At 46.1% G+C, this 23,901-nt stretch carries 19 protein-coding genes and 1 riboswitch; of the genes, 9 read left to right on the plus strand and 10 right to left on the minus strand.

Annotated features, from left to right (window positions below; translation table 11 throughout):
* The first annotated feature begins 33 nt into the window (after positions 1-33).
* Entirely contained in the window at positions 34-2,277 is a 2,244-nt protein-coding gene (locus tag G464_RS0102025; RefSeq protein WP_022856535.1) for a hypothetical protein, read from the plus strand.
* Here G464_RS0102025 and G464_RS0102030 read toward each other — a convergent pair.
* The 3 genes from G464_RS0102030 to ppgK all read right to left on the minus strand — a co-directional run bounded on the left by G464_RS0102030 (position 2,264) and on the right by ppgK (position 4,870).
* A complete protein-coding gene (locus tag G464_RS0102030) occupies positions 2,264-2,848 on the minus strand; it encodes an FUSC family protein (RefSeq protein WP_022856536.1) in 585 nt (194 codons plus the stop codon). The genes G464_RS0102025 and G464_RS0102030 overlap by 14 nt on opposite strands.
* Positions 2,845-4,035, minus strand: coding sequence for a pyridoxal phosphate-dependent aminotransferase (locus tag G464_RS0102035; protein ID WP_021617993.1), 1,191 nt, complete (start codon positions 4,033-4,035; stop codon positions 2,845-2,847). Before G464_RS0102035 ends, G464_RS0102030 begins: the two co-directional genes overlap by 4 nt.
* Before the next feature lie 76 nt (positions 4,036-4,111).
* A complete protein-coding gene (ppgK, locus tag G464_RS0102040; RefSeq protein WP_022856537.1) occupies positions 4,112-4,870 on the minus strand; it encodes a polyphosphate--glucose phosphotransferase in 759 nt (252 codons plus the stop codon).
* A gap of 214 nt (positions 4,871-5,084) precedes the next feature.
* Between ppgK and G464_RS0102045 the strand changes: the two genes are divergently transcribed.
* The 3 genes from G464_RS0102045 to G464_RS0102055 all read left to right on the plus strand — a co-directional run bounded on the left by G464_RS0102045 (position 5,085) and on the right by G464_RS0102055 (position 9,308).
* On the plus strand, positions 5,085-5,885 hold the full coding sequence (locus tag G464_RS0102045; protein WP_022856538.1) for a nitroreductase family protein: 801 nt from the start codon (positions 5,085-5,087) through the stop codon (positions 5,883-5,885).
* A gap of 379 nt (positions 5,886-6,264) precedes the next feature.
* Positions 6,265-6,385: riboswitch (FMN riboswitch) on the plus strand.
* 6 nt (positions 6,386-6,391) lie between these two features.
* Positions 6,392-6,988: an ECF transporter S component gene (locus G464_RS08540; RefSeq protein WP_230467078.1), complete on the plus strand. Its 597-nt coding sequence runs from the start codon at positions 6,392-6,394 to the stop codon at positions 6,986-6,988.
* A gap of 31 nt (positions 6,989-7,019) precedes the next feature.
* Positions 7,020-9,308, plus strand: a complete 2,289-nt coding sequence (locus G464_RS0102055) for an energy-coupling factor transporter ATPase (protein ID WP_022856539.1) — start codon at positions 7,020-7,022, stop codon at positions 9,306-9,308.
* A 343-nt stretch (positions 9,309-9,651) separates the two neighbouring features.
* Here the strand turns inward: G464_RS0102055 and G464_RS0102060 are convergent, their stop codons facing one another.
* Complete coding sequence (locus tag G464_RS0102060; RefSeq protein WP_022856540.1) at positions 9,652-12,183, minus strand: ATP-dependent Clp protease ATP-binding subunit; 2,532 nt, start codon at positions 12,181-12,183, stop codon at positions 9,652-9,654.
* Positions 12,184-12,411: 228 nt separating this feature from the next.
* Here G464_RS0102060 and G464_RS0102065 point away from each other — a divergent pair, with 228 nt between their 5' ends.
* Entirely contained in the window at positions 12,412-13,362 is a 951-nt protein-coding gene (locus G464_RS0102065) for a universal stress protein (protein WP_022856541.1), read from the plus strand.
* Between the two features lie 40 nt (positions 13,363-13,402).
* On the opposite strand, the gene G464_RS08545 is transcribed toward G464_RS0102065, so the two are convergent.
* The 4 genes from G464_RS08545 to G464_RS0102085 all read right to left on the minus strand — a co-directional run bounded on the left by G464_RS08545 (position 13,403) and on the right by G464_RS0102085 (position 17,607).
* Positions 13,403-14,293, minus strand: a complete 891-nt coding sequence (locus G464_RS08545) for a DUF3027 domain-containing protein (protein WP_021617986.1) — start codon at positions 14,291-14,293, stop codon at positions 13,403-13,405.
* Between the two features lie 30 nt (positions 14,294-14,323).
* Positions 14,324-14,713: a cold-shock protein gene (locus G464_RS0102075; protein WP_021617985.1), complete on the minus strand. Its 390-nt coding sequence runs from the start codon at positions 14,711-14,713 to the stop codon at positions 14,324-14,326.
* A gap of 65 nt (positions 14,714-14,778) precedes the next feature.
* The gene (locus G464_RS08550; RefSeq protein ID WP_022856542.1) at positions 14,779-16,824 is read right to left on the minus strand and encodes a sensor histidine kinase; all 2,046 of its coding nucleotides are present in this window, start codon (positions 16,822-16,824) and stop codon (positions 14,779-14,781) included.
* Between the two features lie 51 nt (positions 16,825-16,875).
* On the minus strand, positions 16,876-17,607 hold the full coding sequence (locus G464_RS0102085) for a response regulator transcription factor (RefSeq protein WP_021617983.1): 732 nt from the start codon (positions 17,605-17,607) through the stop codon (positions 16,876-16,878).
* 198 nt (positions 17,608-17,805) lie between these two features.
* Between G464_RS0102085 and G464_RS0102090 the strand changes: the two genes are divergently transcribed.
* A complete protein-coding gene (locus tag G464_RS0102090; RefSeq protein ID WP_022856543.1) occupies positions 17,806-18,096 on the plus strand; it encodes a WXG100 family type VII secretion target in 291 nt (96 codons plus the stop codon).
* Positions 18,097-18,235: 139 nt separating this feature from the next.
* Here the strand turns inward: G464_RS0102090 and groL are convergent, their stop codons facing one another.
* Complete coding sequence (gene groL / locus G464_RS0102095; RefSeq protein ID WP_021617981.1) at positions 18,236-19,849, minus strand: chaperonin GroEL; 1,614 nt, start codon at positions 19,847-19,849, stop codon at positions 18,236-18,238.
* Between the two features lie 236 nt (positions 19,850-20,085).
* A complete protein-coding gene (locus G464_RS08555) occupies positions 20,086-20,751 on the minus strand; it encodes a LytR C-terminal domain-containing protein (protein WP_021617980.1) in 666 nt (221 codons plus the stop codon).
* Positions 20,752-20,895: 144 nt separating this feature from the next.
* Here G464_RS08555 and G464_RS0102105 point away from each other — a divergent pair, with 144 nt between their 5' ends.
* The 3 genes from G464_RS0102105 (at position 20,896) to G464_RS0102115 (ending at position 23,896) form a co-directional block, all read left to right on the plus strand.
* A complete protein-coding gene (locus G464_RS0102105; RefSeq protein WP_022856544.1) occupies positions 20,896-21,621 on the plus strand; it encodes a uracil-DNA glycosylase in 726 nt (241 codons plus the stop codon).
* A gap of 108 nt (positions 21,622-21,729) precedes the next feature.
* Complete coding sequence (locus G464_RS0102110) at positions 21,730-22,821, plus strand: AAA family ATPase (RefSeq protein ID WP_022856545.1); 1,092 nt, start codon at positions 21,730-21,732, stop codon at positions 22,819-22,821.
* 115 nt (positions 22,822-22,936) lie between these two features.
* Positions 22,937-23,896: a DUF58 domain-containing protein gene (locus G464_RS0102115; RefSeq protein ID WP_021617977.1), complete on the plus strand. Its 960-nt coding sequence runs from the start codon at positions 22,937-22,939 to the stop codon at positions 23,894-23,896.
* Positions 23,897-23,901 lie beyond the last annotated feature (5 nt).

A 23,901-nucleotide genomic window follows, 5' to 3' on the forward strand; every position in this document is an offset into this window, starting at 1 on the left:
CGTTTGTGCACTCATGCTTATAGAATAACCTGCATGGCGTGGGCTTCATTCTTAGATTCTAACTTAGCTGGCAATGAGCACAGCGAACCACACAAGGGCAATAAAACATCGGTCTGGGAACGTTGTATGCGTAGCGCAGGCATACGTTTTTTCGTTCTAGCTCTTCTGATTATTTTCAGCCTCGAACTAACACTTTTTAATCTAGGAAGTTGGCTCTCGCCTTCATCGGCGCAACAGCAGACCTGCACGTTCACCTCGTCCTGCTCATTTTCCGCGCATAACCTTCAGATTTCTTCCCGCAGCGGTCAGCCGCGCGTGCTCGTTAAGAATGTTGATTCTTCTCTTTCTATACCTGTGCGAGCGAATACCCGCATTCGCACCTTAGAATTTGCTCCCGTTTCCGAGACGAAGACCTCGGAAGCAACTTCCTCAACGCAAAACGACACCTCCGCGCCGAATACCTCGGCAGACACCACCACCCCACAAGCCCCCGCCTCAAACTTCTTTACCCGCGTCACCATCGGATCTCAGCAAATTACCTTGCGTGCCGACCGCCCCACTTTTGCTTTCTTAAACAAAGAAACCAGCGATGCGATTGCACGCGAGGGTGCAGTAACTGTGCGCTTTGTGGAAGGCTCCTCAACACGCGTGAATTTAGCCTCCGTAACACTCAATGCACACAAACCATTACGCATCAATCTCCTGCGCGTGTGCGTTTTGCTTCTTATTGCTGGATTCTTGTGGGCTATGCGCCCTCGCTCACGTGTGCACAGTATTAAGCTTAATTCTCAGTCTCGCGCACAACGCTTGACTTTTTGGGCTTGTTTTGGTGTGCCTTTGATTGTGCTCGGTATTATTGTGGTTGCTATTGCTGGTGTTTTTGTGGGCACAGATCAGTGGTGGGATCGGGGCAATTATATTTATTCGTATCATCACTATATTTTGGTGGCTCAAAGTCTGCTTGAAGGTCATGCATGGCTCAATATTCCTGTTGATCCAATTTTCGATGCTTTAAGCAATCCTTATAATCCTCAGCTGCGCAATACTGCTTTAGCTCAGGGCGCTTCAATTTACTGGGATTACGCCTTCTACAATCACCACTGGTATTCCTATTTCGGCATGTTGCCGAGCGCTCTTATTTATATTCCATTCCATCTGCTTACTGGGCGATGGCCGTCCATTATGGCTGTGGTTATTCCTCTTCTTATGCTCACAGTTCTTCTTCTGTGCGGTATTGTTGTGCGCTTACTTGAACGTTATTTTCCGCATACTACGGTGGGAACAGCCATTATTGCCATGACAACCGTTTTTATTGGCACAAATATTATTTCGCTGATTGTTGTAACAAACCTCTATATTATGGCTTTTGCCAGTGGTTTATGCATATCATCTTTAGGCGTTTTTATCTGGATGAAAGTTAGCCCTGATGCGAGCGCGCGCTCGAATATGTGGCGTATGATTCTCGGCTCTCTCTGCATTGCTTTGAGCACATCGTGCCGTCCAACATTTATTTTTATCGCTATTCTTGTTGCTCCAGTTTTCCTTGAGCTGGTATGGAAGAAACCATTGCGCACAGTTCTTGACGCAACTGCTGTAAATATTGCGGCTGCTTTTGCCGGTTTAGCTCCTGCTTTGTGGTACAACTGGTGGCGTTTTGGCTCTATTACTGATTTTGGTGCTGCGTATCAGATTACTGTGGCAGATATGCGTCATCTGCATGTTCCTGCGCTTTCACTGCTGCAAGGAGTGAATATTTATCTATTCCGCCCTCTTGAAGCCAGCGCTAACCCTCCGTTTATTGAAGCTCCATTTGTTTCTACTGCTACATGGATTCATCACGAAAGTATTATTGGCGGTTTCTTTATTTTTGCCCCGTTAGTACTGCTCAGCTTGTTCAGTCTTATGTTTCGAGAGGTTCGTTCACGTTTGCACAAAAATTTCGTATGGCTCTACTGTGTGCTGGGAGTGGTGATTGGATTATTCCTGTGCGTTTTTGTGACGCGCAGCGGCGGTATAGCATGGCGTTATTTTGTTGATTTTAGCTGGGCTTTCGTTTTTGCTTCACTTCCCGCTTTTTCGGCTGTGATGGATTATGCTGCCAGTGTGCGCAATACTTGGCGAGGAAAGCTTGTCTATTCAACCGTCAGTATTATTGCACTGTACCAAATTCTTATACTTCTGGCCAGCATTATGGTTCCTAACCGTTTTGCATCTTTCACCCAGTATGCGCCTGCTGTATATTCGAGCGTGGTTGATGCGCTGACTATTCTTGGTTAGCGTCTTCTTTTTCTGCTTTCCAACGTTCAATAGCCATTTCGGTATGCGCCCATACTGTAGTAATAATCACGCTGAGAATAACGCCTAAAACTGTTCCAATCAGACGAGAAACAGCATAGAAAATACGGTCATCGCCGAACTGCACGAGTATAACTAAAGCGAGCGAAATCATCGTAATTTTCCAAGACGCGGACGGCAACTGAAAAGCGTAAAATAGAGCGCCAATAATCAAAATCGCTGTAAAAGCTAAAGCAACGAATACATACGGATCATTGCCTAATTTATCGTCCAGAAGAACGACTCCTAAACCGAAAATACCGCCAAACATTGTGCCAATAAGACGGATCCAACCGGCTTTACGTGCTTGTTTTCTATCTATCTGCGTGCACACAACTACTGCAGTAGCCATAGATGTAGTCATGTAATGGCTAACAAAAAGAGATACAACTGCCACCACTGCAATGCCTAAAGCTACTTCTACTTCTAAAGTAGTTAAGTGCGGTTTATCAATTCGTTCAGATATTTTATCGATTGTAGAAAAGGCTCTATCGCGAAGCTTCTTCACACTCATATCTCGTCAATCATGCTTTCAATTACGTCAATAGTTTTCGTCATTATTGTGCTAAAAATTTTAGCTTCTGGCAATAAGGATATTGCCATATAGCCATTAGCGTGAAAATCAAAGAAATATCCAGGAGCACTCATAGCATGGAGAGTGTCGAGTAATCTTTCTCCTACAAGGTCATCGTCTAAGCTCGACGGTAAGCGTAACAAAGCGCTCCATCCACCTTCAGCACGCAACACACTCACTAATCCGCGTGTAGCAGACGTATTGCGCGTATAGTTCTTGAGCCATTCGTAATTTCCTTGACACCGCGCAGCTATATTTTGCGTTTGGTTATCAGCGGCAGTCAGTAACGCCGGTATCTGCGCCGTAATCAGTGAAGACATAGGAAGAAAATCATCGGCAATATAATCCAAACGACGCACTGCTTCTTCGAGCATCTCATGCGGCCCACTGGCGTAAATCCATCCGATCTTCACATCCGCAGCAGCTAACATTTTCGAGAAACCATCTAAAGCAAAAGTTAAAACAGAGTTCTCTCCTGCCCAGCGCGATCGCGAGTCGAAAGCATCAAGAGGAAAATCATAAAAGACTTCATCTGCAATAATTGCCACATCATAGCGCTGACACAGAGAAATAATACGTTCGCGCTCCTCAGCTTTTACATACGAAGCTGTGGGATTATTCGGATTAATCAACACTATTGCTTTAATGGGATGCTCTGCTCCTGGCTGATTATAGCGCTCTAAAGCCTGCTCAATACTCACGTAATCAATCATCCACGAACCGTCATAGCTCAGGCGGTAAGAAACGGCATGTGCAGAGGTGAGAGCGCAAATAGATTCAATCAGCGGGTATCCCGGCTGAGGAAAAAGTATGCGGTCGCTCGGATCACACAGCAGCATCATAAGCCACGCATAGGCTTGGGATGTGGAGCTGAGAATATAGAGATTATCGGCGCTCAGCGTGCGGTTATAACGCTGTTCGAGATAACTGATAAGAGCGTCACGCGCGGATTTATCGCCATGCGGATCTGCTGTATACACAAAATCTGAACCATGAACGCTTAATCCAAAATGCGTTGGGTTGGAATCATTGAGGTTGAGCACACTAATGCCCTGTTCTTTGAGCTGCTGCGAGCGTAAAGACAGGGCATTAAGAGATTGCTCACCCGTGCGATGCGAAAACTGCACAAGCAAGTCCTTTGTTGATTGAATTTGTCGGTTGCGGTGTGGAGGTGTTGCGGTGTGGAGGTGTGGGGCGTGCGCTCTATTGCTTGGTCGATGCAAAATATGCTGCACCCACAATACCTGCATCGTTGAGCAAAGCAGCTGGAACAATCGGTGTTTCTATATCGACATATTCGAAGAACTTCTCATGTTTCTTAGAAACTCCTCCGCCAACAACAAAGACGTCAGGGCTAAAATACTTTTCAAGCAAACGATAGTACTTCGTTAAACGCTTACCCCACTTTTTCCATGTCAATTCTTTAGCAGAACGAACAGAATCGGCGGCATATTTTTCTGCATCTCCACCATCTAATTCGAGATGACCTAATTCAGTATTTGGCACGAGCACACCATTAATAATCAAAGCCGTACCAATACCTGTTCCTAACGTTGTTGCAATAACAAGACCCTCAGAGTTCTTCGCTGCACCAAACTGCGCTTCAGCTAAACCGGCGGCATCAGCATCATTAACCACATGAACTGTGCGTCCCGTATGTTCAGACATGAAAGCATTCAAATCCACGCCCACCCATGACTGATCCAAATTAGCCATAAAATCAAGAGGCTTACCTGGTTTTACTGGAGCTGGGAAAGCAATACCAATCGGTGTTCCATCGTGCACATCAAAATGATCTAAAATCTGCTTCACAACTTCTGCCACAGCCTCAGGAGTGGAATGTTCTGGAGTTGGAATACGCAAGCGTTCGTCGGCGAACTTACCATGAATCAGATCAACGGGAGCACCTTTGATTCCCGAACCGCCAATATCAATACCAAAAGCTTGAGCTGTTTCAATCATGAGAATCTCCTCCTATGGGTTTCTCTCCATTGTCTAGCTGGATGTGAATCCATTCGTGTGTGTAGAACCGTTCGTTGATGTTCGTTGCTGTTCGTTGTTGCAAGAGCACTCGATGTGTTTGCGTTGCACTGCAAACTCGTCAGAGATGTTCTTGCTACGCAGTCTTCTTACTACATCAACCTCGGTTCTCTCTTCGCCCCATTATAATGCAAGTATGAGCACTACGCATTCTCAAGTCATTGATGCTATTAATGTTCGCATCTCTAACAGGATTTTTAGTCCTGACCTCATTGAAGAGGGTATTTTACGTCAGCTCATGCAACATATGGACGCGATGAGCGTTATTTCTGGGATTCGCATGACTTTTGTTGAAAATCATCCAGAATTATTTGAACGCATTGTGCGTGAACGTGGCGAATTTGTAGGCGCGGCACACGTGATTGTGTTAAGCGGACCGAAAGACGATCTGCTTGCTTTAGAAAAAGCAGGTTTTTATGGCGAGCGTCTTATTTTAAGTGCAACCTTAATGGGCTTAGCTACGAGCTGGGTTGATCACAGCATTGATTTAGAGTTAGCCAGCTCATTAGCAGGTATTCCTTCTGACGAAATTGCGTATGCCTGCTTAACTGTGGGATATTTCGAAGACCAAGAACACGTTTTGCAACTATCTTACGAAGCTCGTGCACAACTGCAAGCCACCCACCGTGGCGGACAGAATATGTCTGCTTTGGGCGGCGTGACTCCGGAAAGTCCAAGTTGGTATGCCAGTGCGATTGAAGCGGTGACGAAAGCGCCTTTCCCTGCACATATGCAGCCTGTTCGTTTCTTGCTGAGCGATGACGCCACAAGCATGCGCGCCTTTATTGATCTAGATTTCTCATTAGGCACTACCCGTGATTACTTAATTCTCGGCATTGATAAATTACACGCTCAGATTGGTGCAGGTTCGGATGAAAACAATCCAACTGCTGGTCAGTGGCAATGGGGAAATGGCGGAATCTTCAGGACGAAATAGGCGTAGTGGCGTTGTAGTTTATGACGCATCGGATGCACCCTCGCTCACAACGGTTAAAATCCTCAAAATGGACTGATAAAAGTTGTGAGTTATGACGGGGTGAACGCGACCTGTCTCACCACGGGTTTTAGCCGCGTTATTCGTCTTTTTCATGGTGTGAGTTATGACGCATCGAGCGTGCCCTGTCTCACTGCACTCAGAACCCTAACACAATCCCTAGCACGCCTTTCTCTAGCGTAACTTCCCAGCGAGGCCTCCTGTAAATTCCCGACAAAAACACGCCCTCTCAAAAACACACGCCTCGATGCCCAGAGCGTGACCTTACCCACGGACAGCATAATCAGCTCTCATTGCTCTGTCTGGCATGATACAGTAAAAAGGTAGGTTTCAGGGCGAGGCGAAAATCCTCGACTGGCGGTACAGCCCGCGAGCCGCTCACGCGGTTGATTTGGTGAGAGTCCAAAGCCAACGGTTATAGTCCGGATGAAGAGAAACAGGAGTTAGCTATGCCTTCTCGCATGCCAAAAAATAATTCATCGCAGAATACTCAACCATATTGGACCAGCCAGCGCATTGCTGTGTACGCACTATTTTCCACGCTGGCAATCGTGCTGAGTTTTATTCAGATTCCAATTTTCCCTGCAGCACCGTTCCTCAAATACGATCCGAGCGGAATTATTGTTTTGTTAGCAGGCTTCGGATATGGTCCGTATGCAGCCGTTATCGTCAGCATTATTAGTTCGCTGCCTCATCTTGTCACCGATCCTGTTGGCGGCTTAATTATGCTTGCTTGCTCGTTGGCTTTTAGCGTGCCATCGGCGTGGCTCTACAAAAATCATCGTACCCGTGCTTTTGCTTTAATTTCTATGCTGGTGGGAGCTGTCAGTTTTATTGTTGTTGCGCTACTGCTGAATTTAGCGATTACTCCTTTGTATACCTCCACACCGGTGAGCGCAGTAGTGTCTATGATTCTGCCGTTTTTGCTGCCTTTTAACGTTATTAAAGCAGTTATTCATTTGGTTATTACCACTGTGTGCTATAAGCCTATTACTGGTTTGCTCAAGTCATTTATGAAATCTCAGAATGCTCAGCGCCGTGTTTAGCGCATTCTATGCATGAGGAGGGAGCATATAGATGACTGAGTATGAAGCTTTTGCTCTACGGCATGTGAGCTTTGTTTATGAGACTGCTGGGATTAACGCCCATGGAGAGACGGATGCTGCTAACCGTTTAGAAACTGACGCTAATCGAACCGCTGTAGCAAAAAATACTGCACGTGCCGCCGTAGATGATGTGAGCTTGACTATTAAACGCGGTGAGTGGGTCACGATTATTGGTTCGAACGGTAGCGGTAAAACGACTTTATCGCGTATGCTTGCTGCTGTGAGCGCTCCGACCAGCGGTCAGATTAATGTGCTCGGCGAGCACTTGTATGACGAAGAGCGCGGTGCTCAGCGAAGCGTGTATGTACGCGCGAGACGGCATATCGCTTACGTGACGCAAAACCCCGAAGATCATATTGTGGGCGAGACAGTAAAAGACGATGTTGCTTTTGAACCGGAGAATCTAGGCTGGGCACCTTGTGACACTGCACGCACTGTAGACGAGTCGCTGCATGCCACGGGCATGATGTACGCCTCTAATAGTGACCCGCACAATCTGTCTGGAGGCCAACAGCAGCGAGTGGCGCTTGCTTCTGCATTGGCGGCACATCCAGACATCCTTATTTTGGATGAGCCTTTTGCCTATGTGGACGGTTCGGCGAGGCGAGCTTTGCTTGCAACTCTAGAGCAGGCGCATGCGCGCGGGGTGACTATTGTTATTATTTCGCATCACCTGTCTGTTGGGCGCTATGGTCAGCGCGTGATTGAATTGAGTCGCGGGCGCATTGTGCGTGACCTGAGCGCTGGCGAGTTTGAGGCAGAGTTTGAGGCAGAGTTTGGCAACGGGGATTCTTTCCACGCATGTAATCGAGAGAATATTGAAAAGGCAGGGATTGCCGTCAACGCTCAATCAAGTTCCAAAGAACCACTTCTGTCCACGCAAAATCTCAGTATTACATTCGCTGGTCATGCAGTGCTCTCTAACATCAATCTGAGCGTTAATCACGGTGATTTTCTAACAATCAGTGGCGCTAACGGAAGCGGTAAAACTACCCTCGTATCCGCTCTTGCAGGCATTACTCAACCTCAATCAGGCAGCGTGCACTTTCATGGTCAGCGTATCGGCATAGCCATGCAGAAGGTCGAAAAACAGCTTTTCGCATCGACGGTTTACGAGGATATTGCTTTCGGCCCGCGCAATCTCGGATTATCCGAAACAGACATTCACCACAGCGTGCAGTCTACCACCGAGCTCCTAGGAATTACTCATCTTCTGGATTCATCTGTATGGAATTTATCGGGTGGACAGCAAAGGCTGGTTGCGCTTGCAGGAGTTCTTGCTATGCAGCCTGATTTAATTATTCTCGATGAACCTACAGCAGGTTTAGATGCATCGACCACGCAACGCATTCTCGGTATTTTACGCTCTTTGCATAAGCAGGGGTTAACCATAATCATGGTGACGCACGAGCTGGAGCATATTAAGACTCTTGCCACGCGCGCTTTTGTTTTGGATGTTCCTGCACAGCGTGCTGACGAGGCGATGCAATCGACTGTGCGCGCTCCACAGTCCACTTTCGACCCTCGTGCTTTAACGCTGACTACACTTGCCATACTTTTCACGTTTTTTGCTCTGCAATCGCCTGCACAGCTTCTGCTTGGATTAGCAGTAACGGTTGTCTATGTATTCATGACTCGCATTCGACTGCGCGATCTTCTCACATGGGTTACACCATTTCTCTTCTTCATCTGTGTGATGGGATTATTCAATCTCTTTGTAGATCGTAGCGGTTCTGCTGTGTTCGCTACTCCCATCTTCACTGTTACGACCGGCGGAGCTTGGTCAGCACTTTTGTATGCAGGACGTTTTGCTCTGCTCGCTGTGATTGCTGTGTCTTATCTGCATATTCTGCCGCCAACACGCATTTCCGATGCTGTAGAAAATATGGCTCAGCCTTTAACGCGCGTTGGAATTCCTGTGCATCAGCTTTCTTTAATGTCTACGCTTGCTTTGCGTTTTATTCCTCTTTTATCCAGAGATTTTAAGGATTTAACCGCGGCTCAGGAACTGCGTGGCGCTACGATTACTCATGGTCCACTCGGCACGCGATTACGGTCGCTCCAAGCGCTGATTGTTCCTGCTTTTGCGAATGCTTTGCGTCATGCTGATAAGTTGAGCGTTGCGCTTGATGTGCGCGGATATGATCCGGATAATGCTCGTGTTCCGTGGCGCGTTATGCGCATGACATGGCGTGATTATGCGCTTATCTCTGGGTATGTATGCTATCTTGCGGTTATTGTTACCTTAGCATTTATATAGTTTTTGCTTTCTCATGCGCTGCTGATTGCCTCAGGACTGATAACAGTAACGTACTTTTTGATGAGGTTTGCGTTTTCTGCTTTATCTTTCATAGCTGAGCTTAGCAGTGAGTGGTAAAGCTTTTACCAGCTGTGATTTGGGTGGTCAAATAGCTTTAACGAGTAGCGCTATCGATAGCGGTGAAAGATACAGCACAGAGCATTAATTCTTGCTCGCATCGCATGCAGGTCTACCTTACTACCACTTCACGAGCACATAAGATTGAATCACCCAACCATAGAAAACGGCTATCACTAGGTATTCACCAAGCGATAGCCGTCTATTCAGAACAATAAATCAGAAGTTATTCTGCTTCAGCAGTCTCAGGCTCAACCACTTCTTCAGTTTCGACCTCAGACTCAGCTTCTACAAAAGGCTTTGCTGAGAATGTGAATTCACCAAGAATACCTTCACCTTCCGAATCCACCGTAATCTGCTCATTATCGTGCAAATCACCCAGCAGAATCTTCTCGGAAATAGCATCCTCAATATCACGCTGAATAACTCGGCGCAAAGGACGCGCGCCCAAAAGTGGGTCAAATCCCTTTTGCGCCAGCAAATCCTTAGCCTGATCAGTCAACTCAACAACCATATGACGCTCGAACAAGCGGTCGTTCAAGCGCGCCACGTCCAAGTCAACAATCTGACGCACCTGAGATTCGGTGAGCTGCTGGAATACAATAATGTCGTCCAAGCGGTTCAAGAACTCTGGGCGGAACTGTCCCTTCAGCTCAGTGGACACTTGATCCTTCATACGCTGGTAGGACGTTTCCGTATTGCCCCCAATATTGAAACCGGTATTTGCACTTTGAGCAATCTTGCTTGTTCCCAAGTTGGTGGTCAAAATAATAATCGTGTTCTTGAAGTCCACTTTACGACCCTGACCGTCAGTCAAATGACCGTCATCCAATACCTGCAACAAGGTATTGAAAATATCAGGGTGCGCTTTCTCAATCTCATCGAAAAGCACAACGGAGAATGGCTTACGGCGAACTTTCTCAGTCAGCTCACCGCCTTCATCGTATCCCACGTATCCCGGAGGCGCACCAAAGAGTCGAGAAGCAGCGTACTTTTCGCCGAACTCAGACATATCAATGCGAATCAAAGCATTTTCATCGTCAAAGAGGAACTGAGCCAAGCTCTTTGCCAGCTCGGTCTTACCCACACCTGTTGGGCCAGCGAAAATAAACGAGCCAGATGGACGCTTCGGATCCTTCAAGCCCACACGTGCACGACGGATAGAGCGTGCCAAAGCAGACACAGCCTCTTCCTGACCTATAATACGCTTATGTAACTCAGCTTCCATGCTCAGCAACTTCTGAGATTCTTCCTGAGTCAGCTTAAAGACTGGAATACCCGTGGTGGAGGAAATAACTTGAGCAATTACTTCTTCGTCAACCACCATGGACACATCAGATTCGCCTTCGCGCCATGCCTGTTCACGATTTTTGCGCTTTGTCTCCAAAGTTTCCTGCTCGTCGCGCAAAGAAGCAGCTTTCTCAAAGTCCTGCTGAGCAATAGCGTCGTCCTTCTGAGTCTTCAACTCAGTAATGCGCTTATCCATCTCCTTGAGCTCAGGTGGAGCAGTCAAGCGACGAATACGCAGACGAGCGCCGGCTTCATCAATCAAATCAATCGCCTTATCTGGCAAATGACGGTCTTGAATATAGCGTGCAGACAGTTCCGCAGCGGACTGCAAAGCCTTATCCGTAATAGTTACACGATGATGATCCTCATAGTTCTTACGCAGTCCCTTGAGAATTTCAATCGTATCGGCAATACTTGGCTCATTAACCTGGATAGGCTGGAAACGTCGTTCCAAAGCAGCATCTTTTTCAATGTACTTACGATATTCATCCGTAGTTGTAGCCCCAATGGTCTGCAGCTCACCACGCGCAAGCATAGGCTTGAGCATGTCGGAAGCGCCCATCGCACCATCAGCAGATCCAGCGCCCACAATAGTGTGAATCTCATCGATAAAGAGCACAACATCACCGCGAGTTTGAATTTCCTTCAGCACCTTCTTGAGACGCTCTTCGAAATCACCACGATAACGCGAACCAGCAATCATCGAACCGAGGTCGAGAGAATAAATCTGCTTATCTTTCAGTGTTTCTGGTACATCACCATTAACCACTTTTTGAGCCAAACCTTCAACAACAGCGGTTTTACCCACGCCAGGTTCGCCAATAAGCACAGGATTATTCTTCGTGCGACGGCTCAGCACAACCATAACGCGCTGAATTTCCGCACTACGTCCAATAACAGGATCAAGCTTACCGTCACGTGCCTGCTGAGTAAGATTACGTCCAAACTGGTCGAGCAGAGCAGAGCCTGACTGATTCTGTTTATTCGCCACGCTTCCCGAGTTTGCCAACTCACCTTGAGCACTCGAATCGTGCGTATCACGAATAGCATCAATAACAGAGGTACGCAGTTCGGTGAGATCTACATTCATCTTCACCAGAACTTGTGTGCCCACGCCTTCGCCTTCGTGAATAAGCCCTAAAAGAATATGTTCAGTGCCAATATAGCTGTGACCCAATTGCAAAGCTTCACGCAACGACAGTTCCAGCACTTGCTTAGCATGAGGTGTAAAAGGAATATGACCAGACGTTGTGGCATTACCCTTGCCAATCATCTCCTCAACCTGAGCTTTGGTTGCCTCAAACTGCACGCCTTTGGCTTCCAATGCTTTAGCAGCAACACCCTCACCCTCGCGGATAAGACCCAGAAGCAAATGCTCCGTACCAATATAGTTATGCTGGAGAGAGCGCGCTTCTTCCTGAGCAAGCACGATAACACGTCGCGCTCTGTCAGTAAAACGTTCAAACATAAAGTCCTCCAAAAATTTTTCCTAGCTTAGATTGTACAGATAATTGTGCCGAGCTGCTCAATTTTTATGACTTTTCCACCCTAGAGCCAAAAAACTTGAGTGTTTGCCGCGCAAGTTCAGTAGTTCAACACGGTAAGTTCGGCGTTTTCCTTGAATATCTGTGCGTGTCTTTTATGTAGGACTGTGCATTCAGTCTAAGCGCGGTAGACTAGAGAAAAGGAGGGAATTATGACTGACATAACAATGCATACCCCTACGCCTCTTGGTGAGTTAGCCGTCGGAGTGGACGGCACCGCAGAATCTTTTGCTGCTTTAGAGTGGGCAATGCAGGAATCTGTGGTTACTGGTCAGAAAGTTCATGCTATTTATGGATGGACTCATTCTTGGGATTTAGGTGATGAGCCTACTTCTGCTGAAGAATGGCAACGAGTTCGCGCAATAATCAACGCTGATTTACGCACCTGGGCAGATCAGGCAGCTGAAGGCATTAATTTTGATCAATCCTTACTCAAGCTCACTTCGGTGCACTCTGCAGGCACTACCGCTCTGCTCGATATAGGTTCGAGAGCACACCAAATTGTGGTTGGACGACGCACTATGAGCATTGTGGCTCGCTGGTTCCTCGGCTCTATGAGCGAAAATTTGGTGTATCAATCCTCTACCCCGGTTACTGTGGTGCGTGCTGTCGATGCTTCTGATTCTTCTCGGGACCAGCAAAAAGCATCGGTTTCCGAAGAATTGTTGCTCGGTTCTAACCATCATTTACCGTTGGTAGTGGCGGTAGATGGTTCGCAACCAAGTTTACGCGCTCTAGATTTCGCTGTGGAATCTGCCCGTGCAGAGCATCGCGATATTCACGTGTTATATGCGTGGCAAACAAAGACTTTAAGCCGTTATATGGAACAAGGACATGCTGTTCCATCTGTTGATGAGGGGCAACAGGTTGCCCAGCGCGTTCTGGCAACGCTCGTTGAGCAAGCTGAGATTCCGAATGAAATTTCTGTGGTGCAACATGCAATTCATGCGGCTCCTGCTAAAGCGCTGATTGATGCTTCTCATTATTCACGCCGCATTATTATGGGTTCGCGAGGTTTAGGCAAGTTTGACCAGCACGTTCTGGGTTCAGTAAGCCGTAAACTGCTTGACTGCTCATGGGCTCCGGTGACGATTGTTCATTAACAGATAAGTGCGGGTCGTATCTAACGACCCGCACTTATCTTTATTCTTCATCTACTAAATCATCTGGATTATCTACATCTTCCAAAATATCGGCAATTCGCCTCTCTTCTGCAGTAGGCTGAGCAACACGTGGACGCGAAACAATAATAATGTCATCTCCATCATCCACTGTAGGCTCTGGCTGTATCCATAGCTGAGAAGGTTCTGGAGGATTAATATCTGAATGTTCGCCACACCCGTGATCAAGCGAAACAATACGACCGTCGTCTTGACTCCACTTATTGGCACAGACACCAAACATCGTGCCTAACTCACCTTGAAGTTGAACGAAGAAACCGCAAGTTTGGCATGTTTTACCCGCAGCTACACGTGTAGACAATGATTTTGGACCATGAGGACCGTTATACCAACGCTCAGCTGTTTGTGCGCGACCTTCAGCAGATAATACGCGAGAGCGAGATAAATTCAGTTCTTCTACTATCTGAGTGTATTCTTCTACCTCGGTTTTTCGAAAGCTATCTGAGGCTTGACCGCCACTTACTCCTTGCTCTAAACGCTCATCGTCAGGCTCAGTCCCCAACACATCTGTGGGAGAAATATCGGAAGGAAGTAAACGATCTTTCCACGGTATCCACTCAGGAGCAAGCAAAGCATCTGCAGTAGGTACAAGAGAAGACTCGTTAACAGTCCACTTATCTGCCTGAATATCGTGATACATGGTGATGGACCACTGCCATCCCTCGTATCCTTTCAAAGCAGAGACAAAACGCATATCGAGAACATTGCTGTCTACTATCCACGCGCCAACAAAGTCTCCAACATGGTCTGCACTGTCTGCAATATCAAGTAAAGCAAAGCGAGCCTGCTCAATAACAGGCTGTTCCACCTCTACTGCTTCGTCAGCGCTCTTGTGCGGGGATTGTTCCGTCATGATTTCTCTCTTCCAGATGTGTGGTCTGGATTAATCCTGCACATCAAAATTATCTGCTATAGCACGCAAAACATGTGCTAGCTTTTGCGATTCACGTGCCTGAGGGTAGCGTCCTCGACGCAAACTATTACCAGCCGAGTCAAGAAGCTTAATCACATCTTCCACAATACTTGCCATATCTTCAGGCTTTGGTCGCGTTGCCTTCACCACAGACATAGCAGGACCAATAACGCGAATATCCATCGCCTGAGGTCCTCGACGGCTTTCAATACGCGAAAACTCAACTTTTGTTCCCGGACGTAAAGTTGTTGCCCCAGCAGGTAAAGCCATTGCTGGGACGAAAACATCTTCGCCGTCTTCGCTACTGATAAAACCAAATTTCTTATCAGCATCAAACCAACGTACTTTTCCGCTTGGCATTTTCGTCCTTACCTCTTACGTGTATCTAAAACTCTTCGGTCTATTATTGTAACGCAAAGATAATTTTATTTCTTGGTTGATGTGTCCTTATTCGACCCGAGCGAAATTTTGATTTCAGTTGTAGTCATATCCGCATCAGCGTTTTTCTTACGTCGTCCAAAAATAGCAGGAGCAGTATTTTTCTCGCGCATCCGCTCCTGAGTAGGGTTCGTACTACTAAAAAGAACTGTTTGCGAAATAGGAACTACAACAGTTGTAGTCAAACCTCCGCCAGGGGTTTTCATAGCGCAGATAAGACCGTGATGAGCCTTCACAATGGATTGCACAATAGACATACCTAAGCCAGTGCCACCCTTATCGCGAGCGCGGGAAGGATCAGCAGTATAGAAACGTTCGAAAATCTTGGTATATGCCTCGTCTTTAACGCCTGGACCGTGATCTCGTATTTGAATAATCACGTATTCCAAAGTATTAGATGCCGTGCCTGATTCTTTCACATCTTTCAAGAACTTATCTAGCGTTTCAGCAGTGGACGCTTCATTTTCTAAATCTCTCACAAGCGCACTGGCACGCACCACAGTTGCTCCCACTTCTACTGGCGAATCAGAAGGAGTATAACGGTGGATATTGCCGATAATATTTGTCATCACTTGACGCATACGAACAGGGTCTCCCCCAGCATCAATGTGTGGCAACTGACCAGGAATAAAGGCAAGAGTATTATCTGTAACCTGCTCATCACTGTGGGTATCGTTCTGACCTTGCACCGGCTGCACTGACTGCATAATCGAGCCCATATCGAGACTCAAACGTCCTAAAGTAATAGTGCGCTCAGGATCGAGGGCATGTAAATCTTCTACGGAATCACTCAAAATATCAGTCATATGCACTGTTTGAGCTAAATCAATTCCTCGCCCTTCATCTAAACGGGCGAGCGATAAGAGATCTTCAACAAGCGCGGACATACGTGTGCTGGATTTATCGATATGGTCAATAACCATATCTGCACTTTCTACAGGATCAGCTTGAGGTGATTTTCTCTGCATTTTATACAGTTCTGTGCTGCCGTGAATAACAGCAAGAGGAGTGCGCAACTCATGAGAAGCATCTGAAACGAAACGCTTCATTTGCAAGGTAATATCTTCCTGCTTTTTAAAGCTTCTCTCAATCTGCGAAAGCATCGTATTGAGGGAATTAGAGAGAGAACCAATCTCGGTATTTAACGGGGCTCTTTCTACACGCTGAGATAAATCACCGGCAGCAATTTTTTCTGCTGTCTGTTCCATCTTCTTCAAAGGACGCAGAGAGCGACGTACAGCAAGCAAGGCCAAAAATCCTGCAGTAATAACAATACCTACAGCCGACCAAACGAAATACACTGTTAAGGCTTGGATCGTATCGTTCACATCAAACAAAGACAGACCAATATAGACCACATATTCCATTCCTGTTGCACGGTTCACGTATTGCGCTGCAATAACACGCCACGGTGAATGAGCCATTATTGCTTGACGTTCTGTTAACGATACATTTTTCGACACATGAACACTAGCGGCAACAGTTGTTGGTTCACCATACAAGAAAGTTGCTGATTTACCTTCTTGAGGCAAGGTTGGTATGGATTCTACGCCATCATGTGCAATAGGAATAAGTGGCGTGCTCAACACATTATTATCGTTATCACGGATTTGCACAAAATAATCTGTTGGTCCGAGGTTCTGATTTCCTGTTGTAGAGTATGGAGAAGGACGTTTCTGTGATGCTGTATCAGAATTCTTAAAAAATTGTTCTTTTAGTTGATTTCCTAAAGACGGACTCTGCTCGCTACTGCTCTTTTGGTCGCTTGCATTTTCTGACTGTAATAAATCAATATTGTTAATAACCAGCGTTGCTTGACGCATTAACTGGGTATCTGTTTTCTGCATCAGCGCTGACGATACGAGTTGCCTCGATGCCAAGACAAGCACAGAACTAGCAACAATAAGAAAAGCAAGCACCAGAGTCATGAGCCTAGCAGCCAAAGGAATACAACTAAGTTTCCATTGAATATTGCTCAAGAAACTGCGTTTTTTGCTTGACATAGGCGCAGTTTTATCCGTAGATTTTCCCATGACTCATGCCTTAGTACTTATGCTGTTATGTGCAGATAGTAATGACTACAATTAGTCGCGTGGCTCGCGAATCATATAGCCGATACCGCGTTTTGTTAAGATAATTGGCTCCACTTTTTGCGTATTACCTTCGTCATCCGTATACGTTACGCCATCAATCTTTTTGCGCAGATAAGAAATATATGATTCAACAATAGCGGCGTCTCCGCCCCAATCGTATTGCCATACATGATCGAGAATCTGAGCTTTGCTGAGCACACGACCCTCGTTATCCATGAGATAACGCAGTAATTTGTATTCAGTTGGGCTTAAATCAATGAGTTCTCCATGACGAGTAACATCGTGAGAATCTTCGTTAATCTCTAAATCAGCCACACGAATAACAGGATTATCTTCAACTTCTTCGCGTGTACGGCGCAAAATAGCGCGAATACGTGCCACTACCTCTTCAAGACTAAAAGGCTTGGTTACGTAATCATCACCACCAACGGTTAATCCCATCACCTTATCTTGGGTATCGTCACGTGCTGTGAGGAAAAGAACTGGCGCGTCAATTCCTTCTTGACGAATACGGCTTGTTACCGTAAAGCCGTCGATATCTGGCATCATCACGTCCATAATGATGAGGTCTGGTTGAGAGTCAACAATAACCTCAATAGCTTCAGTGCCGTTAGACGCGGTAATGACTTCAAACCCGGAAAAACGCAAAGAAGCGGACAGGAGCTCGCGAATCGACGGCTCATCATCTACAACTACCAAACGTGCTTCTTGATTATTTACCATAATGACTATAGTGACAGAGCTTCCTGAAAATTAACTGAAAGCAATCTTGGATTTTAACGAGATTCTCTGTTCTTTCTCGGCGTGTTATTCACATTGGTTCACATATTCATTTTAATTTTATTCCTGCATATAAGACTCCTAAAGTGAGAAGTACTTCTTTCTCGCATATCTCTACCCCAACCTCGAAAGGAGGTTATTATGTCTACATATCATGTAGATTCTGAGCATATTCTCAATGCCAGCACACAGGTGAATTCATCAATCGAATCTATTCGTTCTTCTGTGTCCACCATGTGCGCGCAACTGGCTGATTTAGAAGCTTCTTGGCAAGGCAGCGCTGCCACACAATTCCACGCTGTTATGCAGCAATGGCAAGCTGCTCAACGCACCATGGAAGAGTCTTTAGTATCTATTCAGCAAGCAATGACGCATGCCGCGCAATTGTATGCAGATACAGAAGCGCAAGCTAGTCAGCTCTTTGCTCAGTAGTTCAGCATCTCTGCTGCTCAGAAGTGCAATATAGGTAGTGCAATATAGGAGAAGTCCTACCGCCCGTCGGGACGATAGGACTTCTCCTCTACTAGCTTCTATCAGCTCTATCAGCTAAAGTTCAGTAATTTCGAACTCTTTAGTAACCCATGTCTGGTGCTGCTGGAGCTGGAGCAGCTGGTTCTGGCTTGTTAGCCACAACTGCTTCAGTGGTGAGGAACAGACCAGCAATAGATGCTGCATTCTGCAGAGCAGAACGAGTTACCTTTACTGGATCGGTAACGCCTGCTGCCATGAGATCTTCATATTCGCCGCTTGCAGCATTGAGACCATGACCTGCTGGCAAGGAGCGTACCTTGTCGATAACAACGTCGCCAGACAAACCTGCGTTAGAAGCAATCTGCTTGATTGGAGCTTCTACAGCACGGAAGACGATGCTTGCGCCAGTTGCTTCGTCGCCTTCGAGCTGTACAGAGCTTTCCACAGCTGCAGCTGCCTGAATAAGAGCAACACCACCACCAGGTACGAGACCTTCTTCGATAGCTGCCTTTGCGTTGCGTACTGCATCTTCGATGCGGTGCTTGCGTTCCTTAGCTTCAACTTCGGTTGCAGCGCCAACCTTAATAACTGCTACACCACCAGCGAGCTTAGCCAAACGCTCCTGCAACTTTTCGCGGTCGTAGTCGGAATCAGTTGCGTCAATCTCTTGACGAATCTGAGCTACGCGAGCAGCTACATCGTCAGCAGATCCTGCACCAGAGACGATGGTTGTTTCATCCTTAGAAACAATCACCTTAGCTGCGTGACCAAGAACAGTTTCGTCAATAGAGTCAAGCTTTAAACCAACTTCTTCAGAAACTACCTGCGCACCAGTCAAAATAGCCATATCCTGGAGCATAGCCTTACGACGGTCACCGAAACCTGGAGCCTTTACAGCAACAGTGTTAAAGGTACCGCGAATCTTGTTGAGTACGAGAGTTGGAAGAGCTTCGCCATCAACGTCTTCAGCGATAATAAGCAATGGCTTACCAGACTTCATAACAAGTTCAGCCACATGCACAATATCCTGCTGAGAAGATACCTTGCCAGATGTGAGCAAGATGTATGGATCTTCCAAAACAGCAGTCTGGTCTTCTGGGTTGGTTACAAAGTAAGGGGAAATATAACCCTTATCGAAGCGCATACCTTCAGTGAAATCAAGATCGAGACCGAACTTATTGTTATCTTCAACGGTTACAACACCGTCCTGACCAACCTTGTCCAAAGCCTCAGCAATACGCTCACCAACCTCTGGATCTGCAGCAGAAATAGTTGCAGTTGCTGCAATCTGTTCCTTGGTCTCTACGTCCTTTGCAGACTCAAGCAAAGACTTAACAATGGCGTCTGCAGCCTTTTCAATACCACGACGCAAAGCGATTGGGTTAGAACCTGCAGTAACGTTCTTCAAGCCTTCGTGCACCAAAGACTGAGCCAAAACGGTTGCAGTTGTGGTACCGTCACCAGCAACATCATCAGTCTTCTTTGCAACTTCCTTAACGAGTTCTGCACCAATGCGCTCGTATGGATCTTCCAGATCAATTTCCTTCGCAATGGATACACCATCGTTGGTAATAGTTGGAGCACCATAAGTTTTGTCAAGAACAACATTGCGACCCTTTGGTCCCAAAGTTACCTTTACAGTGTCTGCCAACTGATCAAGACCAGCAAGCATACCCTGACGTGCTTCATCATCATAAGCAATAATCTTTGCCATGATTATCCTTTCCAGACGAGTTTTCTGTCGAGTTTCTTCAAAACCTGAGTCAATTACACTCAAGTTTTGATTTCTTCCTATAGATTAGCACCCCTATAGAGAAAAATGCTAATTTTTATTCAGCGTTTTGCCTTCAGCCTAAGTTTTCTTTACAGAGCAACTTTATGTGCTCCTTTTATGCGTAGCTTTGTACACAATCTCTACGCCCAATTTATACGCAAATTTATGCACCTTGTCTACTGCTGCATAATAACAACCGCGATATCGCCATTGCTCAGTCCAGACACTTTCTGCACAGCAGAAATACCTAGTTGAGCAGCAATATCATCTGCTGTTGCTTTATCAGCATCATTGACATACCACACAGTATTTGCACTTGGTAAACCTGTGCCGCTTGGGTTTGCAGGAGTGACGTTTGTATAGCCAGCGTTCTTTAAGGTCTGAGCTTTCGTAGCAGCTAAACCAGATACTCCCGTACCGTTATATATATACACTGCTTTTGATTTATCAGCTTGAGCTGCTGGCTGCTGTTGCGCTTGCTGATCTTGCTGAGAATTTTGCGATTCCGAGCTATTCGACGAGCTATCTTCTGTAGTTTTTTCTGACTTTTCAGATTGCGCGTCTGCATCCTTCTTAGATGTTGTATCTTTAGATGCACTCTTTTTAGCAGAGGCTACTTTTTTTGATGTAGTTGTGCTCGGGGAAATATTAAGACCATTTTCTCCCAACCAATCATTCGTCCATGTTAAGAAAGCCAAAGCGCATAAAGCAGCAACTATCATGGCAATAATAAAAGGCATCACACGTGCCAGAATGGTTTTCTTTCCGCGGTGTGCACCACCAGCGACTGCGGAAAATGCATCAAATTCATCACGTGGATAATCCGATTTTGCTTGTGCCATATCTTCTCCTTATATAAACTGTGCTCTATTCTACGAAATACTATGCACTTGGTGCTTTTACTCGCACTTTTCTCGTAAAATCTTCATTTTTGCTCACTCTTGGTATTGCTGCATTTCTCAGACCTTACTCTTACACTACGTAGTATGACTACAGCTAAAGAAACCTCATCGTCACAGCACACCGCACCATTATCGAGTATTATTCACCCTTCATGGGCGCAGGCTTTAGAACCAGTTGAACCACACATTCGTGCTATGGGAGAGCTGTTGCGCGCTGAACAGGCTCAAGGAATTCGTATTTTGCCTGCTGGCTCTTTGATTTTGCGTGCGTTTACTTATCCGTTGGATTCCATCAAAGTTCTTATAGTGGGTCAAGATCCTTACCCTACTCCTGGTCATGCTGTGGGATTGAGTTTTTCTGTTGCTCCTCATGTTCACCCTCTGCCGAAAAGCCTTATAAATATTTTCAAGGAACTTGTTGATGATATGGGTGTTCCTGAACCGTCTAACGGCGATTTAACTGCATGGGCAGATCAGGGAGTAATGCTTTTAAACCGTTCTTTGAGCGTGCGTGCTGGCCAGGCAAATTCTCATGAAGGATTAGGCTGGGAAGTTATTACTGAAGCCGCTATTCGCGCTTTGAATAACCGCGTTGATTCCCACGGCAATCCCTTGCCTTTCGTAGCCATTTTATGGGGTCGTAATGCACGAAATCTTAAGCCGTTGCTCACCCATGCAACTGTTATTGAGTCAGCTCATCCTAGCCCTTTATCCGCTTATCGCGGCTTTTTTGGTTCGCATCCTTTTTCGCGCACAAACGAAGCTCTCGCGAATATGGGTGTTCAACCAATCAACTGGCAGCTACCCTAAACAAATAAATCAAACAAAGTCATCAATCTTGCAGATATCCTGTGCAGATTACTTAGCACACAGCGCAATACGGTATATCTGCTCGTCAATCTGCTTTAAGGTGGAACTATGTCTATTTTTTCGCACACATCTGAAAACAGCGATGCACTTGGTCTAAATCTGAGCTCTTCTGCTCCCCAACCTCCTGTAGCATCACCTCTTTCCTCTACATCCACGCCAGAAAGTCCACAACGTTCCATGCAATTAGCTCAGCGTATGCGCGAACGTTTCTCTCAAGGTCTGGTGGGTCAAGAAGAATTACGTGAATCTCTTATTGTTACGCTTATTGCTGGCGGACATATCCTTATTGAATCTGTTCCTGGCTTAGCAAAGACCACTGCCGCTCGCCTACTCGCTTCTTGTGTTTCGGGAAGTTTCAAACGTGTTCAGTGCACTCCCGATCTTATGCCTGCTGATTTAGTAGGAACACAAATTTTTGATTTTGCTACGCAGAAAATGATTACACAGATTGGTCCTGTGCATGCCAATATTGTGCTCTTGGATGAGATTAACCGTTCTAGCGCAAAAACTCAGTCCGCTATGCTCGAATCTATGGCAGAAGGCGCAACCACTATTGGTGGTGAGCGTATTGCTCTGCCGCAACCATTTATGGTTATTGCTACGCAAAATCCTGTAGAAGAAGAGGGCACATATAATTTGCCTGAAGCTCAAATGGACCGTTTTATGATGAAAACTGTTATGACGTATCCAAGCGCCGAGCAGGAAGTAGCGATGCTCTCTATGCTCGGTCGCCAAGCTAGCGATTCTGTGCAGTTTGAGACACAAGAAGCTCATGCTATTTCTTTGAGTGACGTCAGCTATTTGCGTTCTACCGCTCGCCGTGTACATGTGAGCGAAGAAATTAAAAAATATGTTGTCGATATTGTCAGCACATCTCGAGGCTCTGGTAATCATCCTATTAAAGGATTATCGTCACTGGTTCGTTTGGGCGCATCTCCTCGTGCATCTATTAGTTTAATTCGTATTGCTCAAGCTCAGGCATTAATTAACGGTCGCGATTACGTTATTCCTGAAGATGTGAAGTCTCACGCTCATAGTGTGCTGCGTCATCGTATTTTGATGACTTTTGAGGCTTTAGCAGACGGCATTACATCCGATCAAGTTATTGACACCATTATTAGCACTATACCCGTTCCATAAAGGTGTTAGCAGCTCCTGAGCATAGACTATGCCTTCGTTGTATGAGTGCGTCTGTGCTCATGTTTGGATATATGTGAGAAGACTTCGTAAAGCTTTTGGATTATAAGGACGCGCTGTGACGTATCAAAAACATGTTGACCCTATTCGGCGAAAAATTGAGGCTCTTGGACCTCGTTTAAGCCTGCCTATTGTGCGCAAAGCCATGGGTATTATGGAAGGAGAGCATCCAACTCATCGCCGCGGTTCTGGAGATGAGTTCCTTGATTTACGCCCTTATATTATTGGCGATGAGGCACGCTCAATTGATTGGAAAGCCAGTGCTCGTAGCGGTTTACCAATTGTGGTGTCTCGCGAGCACAACGCCACCAGTAATGTGTGGATGATTATTGACGCAGGACGCCAACTCTTAGGAAGCACTCCGGCTGGCGAACGTCATATAGATGTGGCTATGAATGCTGTGCGCATGTTTTCCATGCTCTCGCTTAAACGCGGAGACAATGTGAACTTCGTGCTTGGAGATTCGCATTCTATTACACGCATGCCTTTTACTGGGGGTTACGAACAGTGTGACGCTCTGCTTGAACAGATTTCTCATCATGATTTTCCTTATTCCAGCGATTGGGATGCCATGCTAGATTACGCTGTGCATCTGCGCGATAAGTATTCTTTGATGATTCTGATTACTCGTGATAAAGCATGGTCTTCTGCTGCTTTGCATCGCGTCAGCATTTTAAGCCAAACGCATCCAGTTGTTGTAGTTAATATCAGTAGTGCCAATCCGTTTGAAAGCTCTGCTCATTTTCACAGTATTTATGCTGAAGATAGTACGCGCAACCATATTATGGCTAAAATTCCTGCTTTTATGCGTCATAGTGCGGTCAGCACTGAGGTTGCTATTTCTCGTCAGTTAAGCGCCGACGAACTTCATCACCGTTTAGCGAAAACTGGCGCAACTTTATTTCATGCTGAGTCTAACGAATCAATGTTCTCAGATTTTATTCACCGCATTTCACAAACTCAACGTTCCCCTCATTTCGGTGTGCAGCCTTCACCGGTAAGCACATCTGCGCGCTGAGTTAG

Source organism: Alloscardovia omnicolens DSM 21503 (assembly GCF_000420505.1).
GTDB lineage: Bacteria > Actinomycetota > Actinomycetes > Actinomycetales > Bifidobacteriaceae > Alloscardovia > Alloscardovia omnicolens.

Coding starts and splice junctions, on each gene's coding strand:
- G464_RS0102025 (WP_022856535.1), top strand. CDS start 34: ATGGCGTGGGCTTCATTCTTAGATTCTAACTTAGCTGGCAATGAGCAC.
- G464_RS0102030 (WP_022856536.1), bottom strand. CDS start 2,848: ATGAGTGTGAAGAAGCTTCGCGATAGAGCCTTTTCTACAATCGATAAA.
- ppgK (WP_022856537.1), bottom strand. CDS start 4,870: ATGATTGAAACAGCTCAAGCTTTTGGTATTGATATTGGCGGTTCGGGA.
- G464_RS0102045 (WP_022856538.1), top strand. CDS start 5,085: ATGAGCACTACGCATTCTCAAGTCATTGATGCTATTAATGTTCGCATC.
- G464_RS08540 (WP_230467078.1), top strand. CDS start 6,392: ATGCCTTCTCGCATGCCAAAAAATAATTCATCGCAGAATACTCAACCA.
- G464_RS0102055 (WP_022856539.1), top strand. CDS start 7,020: ATGACTGAGTATGAAGCTTTTGCTCTACGGCATGTGAGCTTTGTTTAT.
- G464_RS0102060 (WP_022856540.1), bottom strand. CDS start 12,183: ATGTTTGAACGTTTTACTGACAGAGCGCGACGTGTTATCGTGCTTGCT.
- G464_RS0102065 (WP_022856541.1), top strand. CDS start 12,412: ATGACTGACATAACAATGCATACCCCTACGCCTCTTGGTGAGTTAGCC.
- G464_RS08545 (WP_021617986.1), bottom strand. CDS start 14,293: ATGACGGAACAATCCCCGCACAAGAGCGCTGACGAAGCAGTAGAGGTG.
- G464_RS0102075 (WP_021617985.1), bottom strand. CDS start 14,713: ATGCCAAGCGGAAAAGTACGTTGGTTTGATGCTGATAAGAAATTTGGT.
- G464_RS08550 (WP_022856542.1), bottom strand. CDS start 16,824: ATGGGAAAATCTACGGATAAAACTGCGCCTATGTCAAGCAAAAAACGC.
- G464_RS0102085 (WP_021617983.1), bottom strand. CDS start 17,607: ATGGTAAATAATCAAGAAGCACGTTTGGTAGTTGTAGATGATGAGCCG.
- G464_RS0102090 (WP_022856543.1), top strand. CDS start 17,806: ATGTCTACATATCATGTAGATTCTGAGCATATTCTCAATGCCAGCACA.
- groL (WP_021617981.1), bottom strand. CDS start 19,849: ATGGCAAAGATTATTGCTTATGATGATGAAGCACGTCAGGGTATGCTT.
- G464_RS08555 (WP_021617980.1), bottom strand. CDS start 20,751: ATGGCACAAGCAAAATCGGATTATCCACGTGATGAATTTGATGCATTT.
- G464_RS0102105 (WP_022856544.1), top strand. CDS start 20,896: ATGACTACAGCTAAAGAAACCTCATCGTCACAGCACACCGCACCATTA.
- G464_RS0102110 (WP_022856545.1), top strand. CDS start 21,730: ATGTCTATTTTTTCGCACACATCTGAAAACAGCGATGCACTTGGTCTA.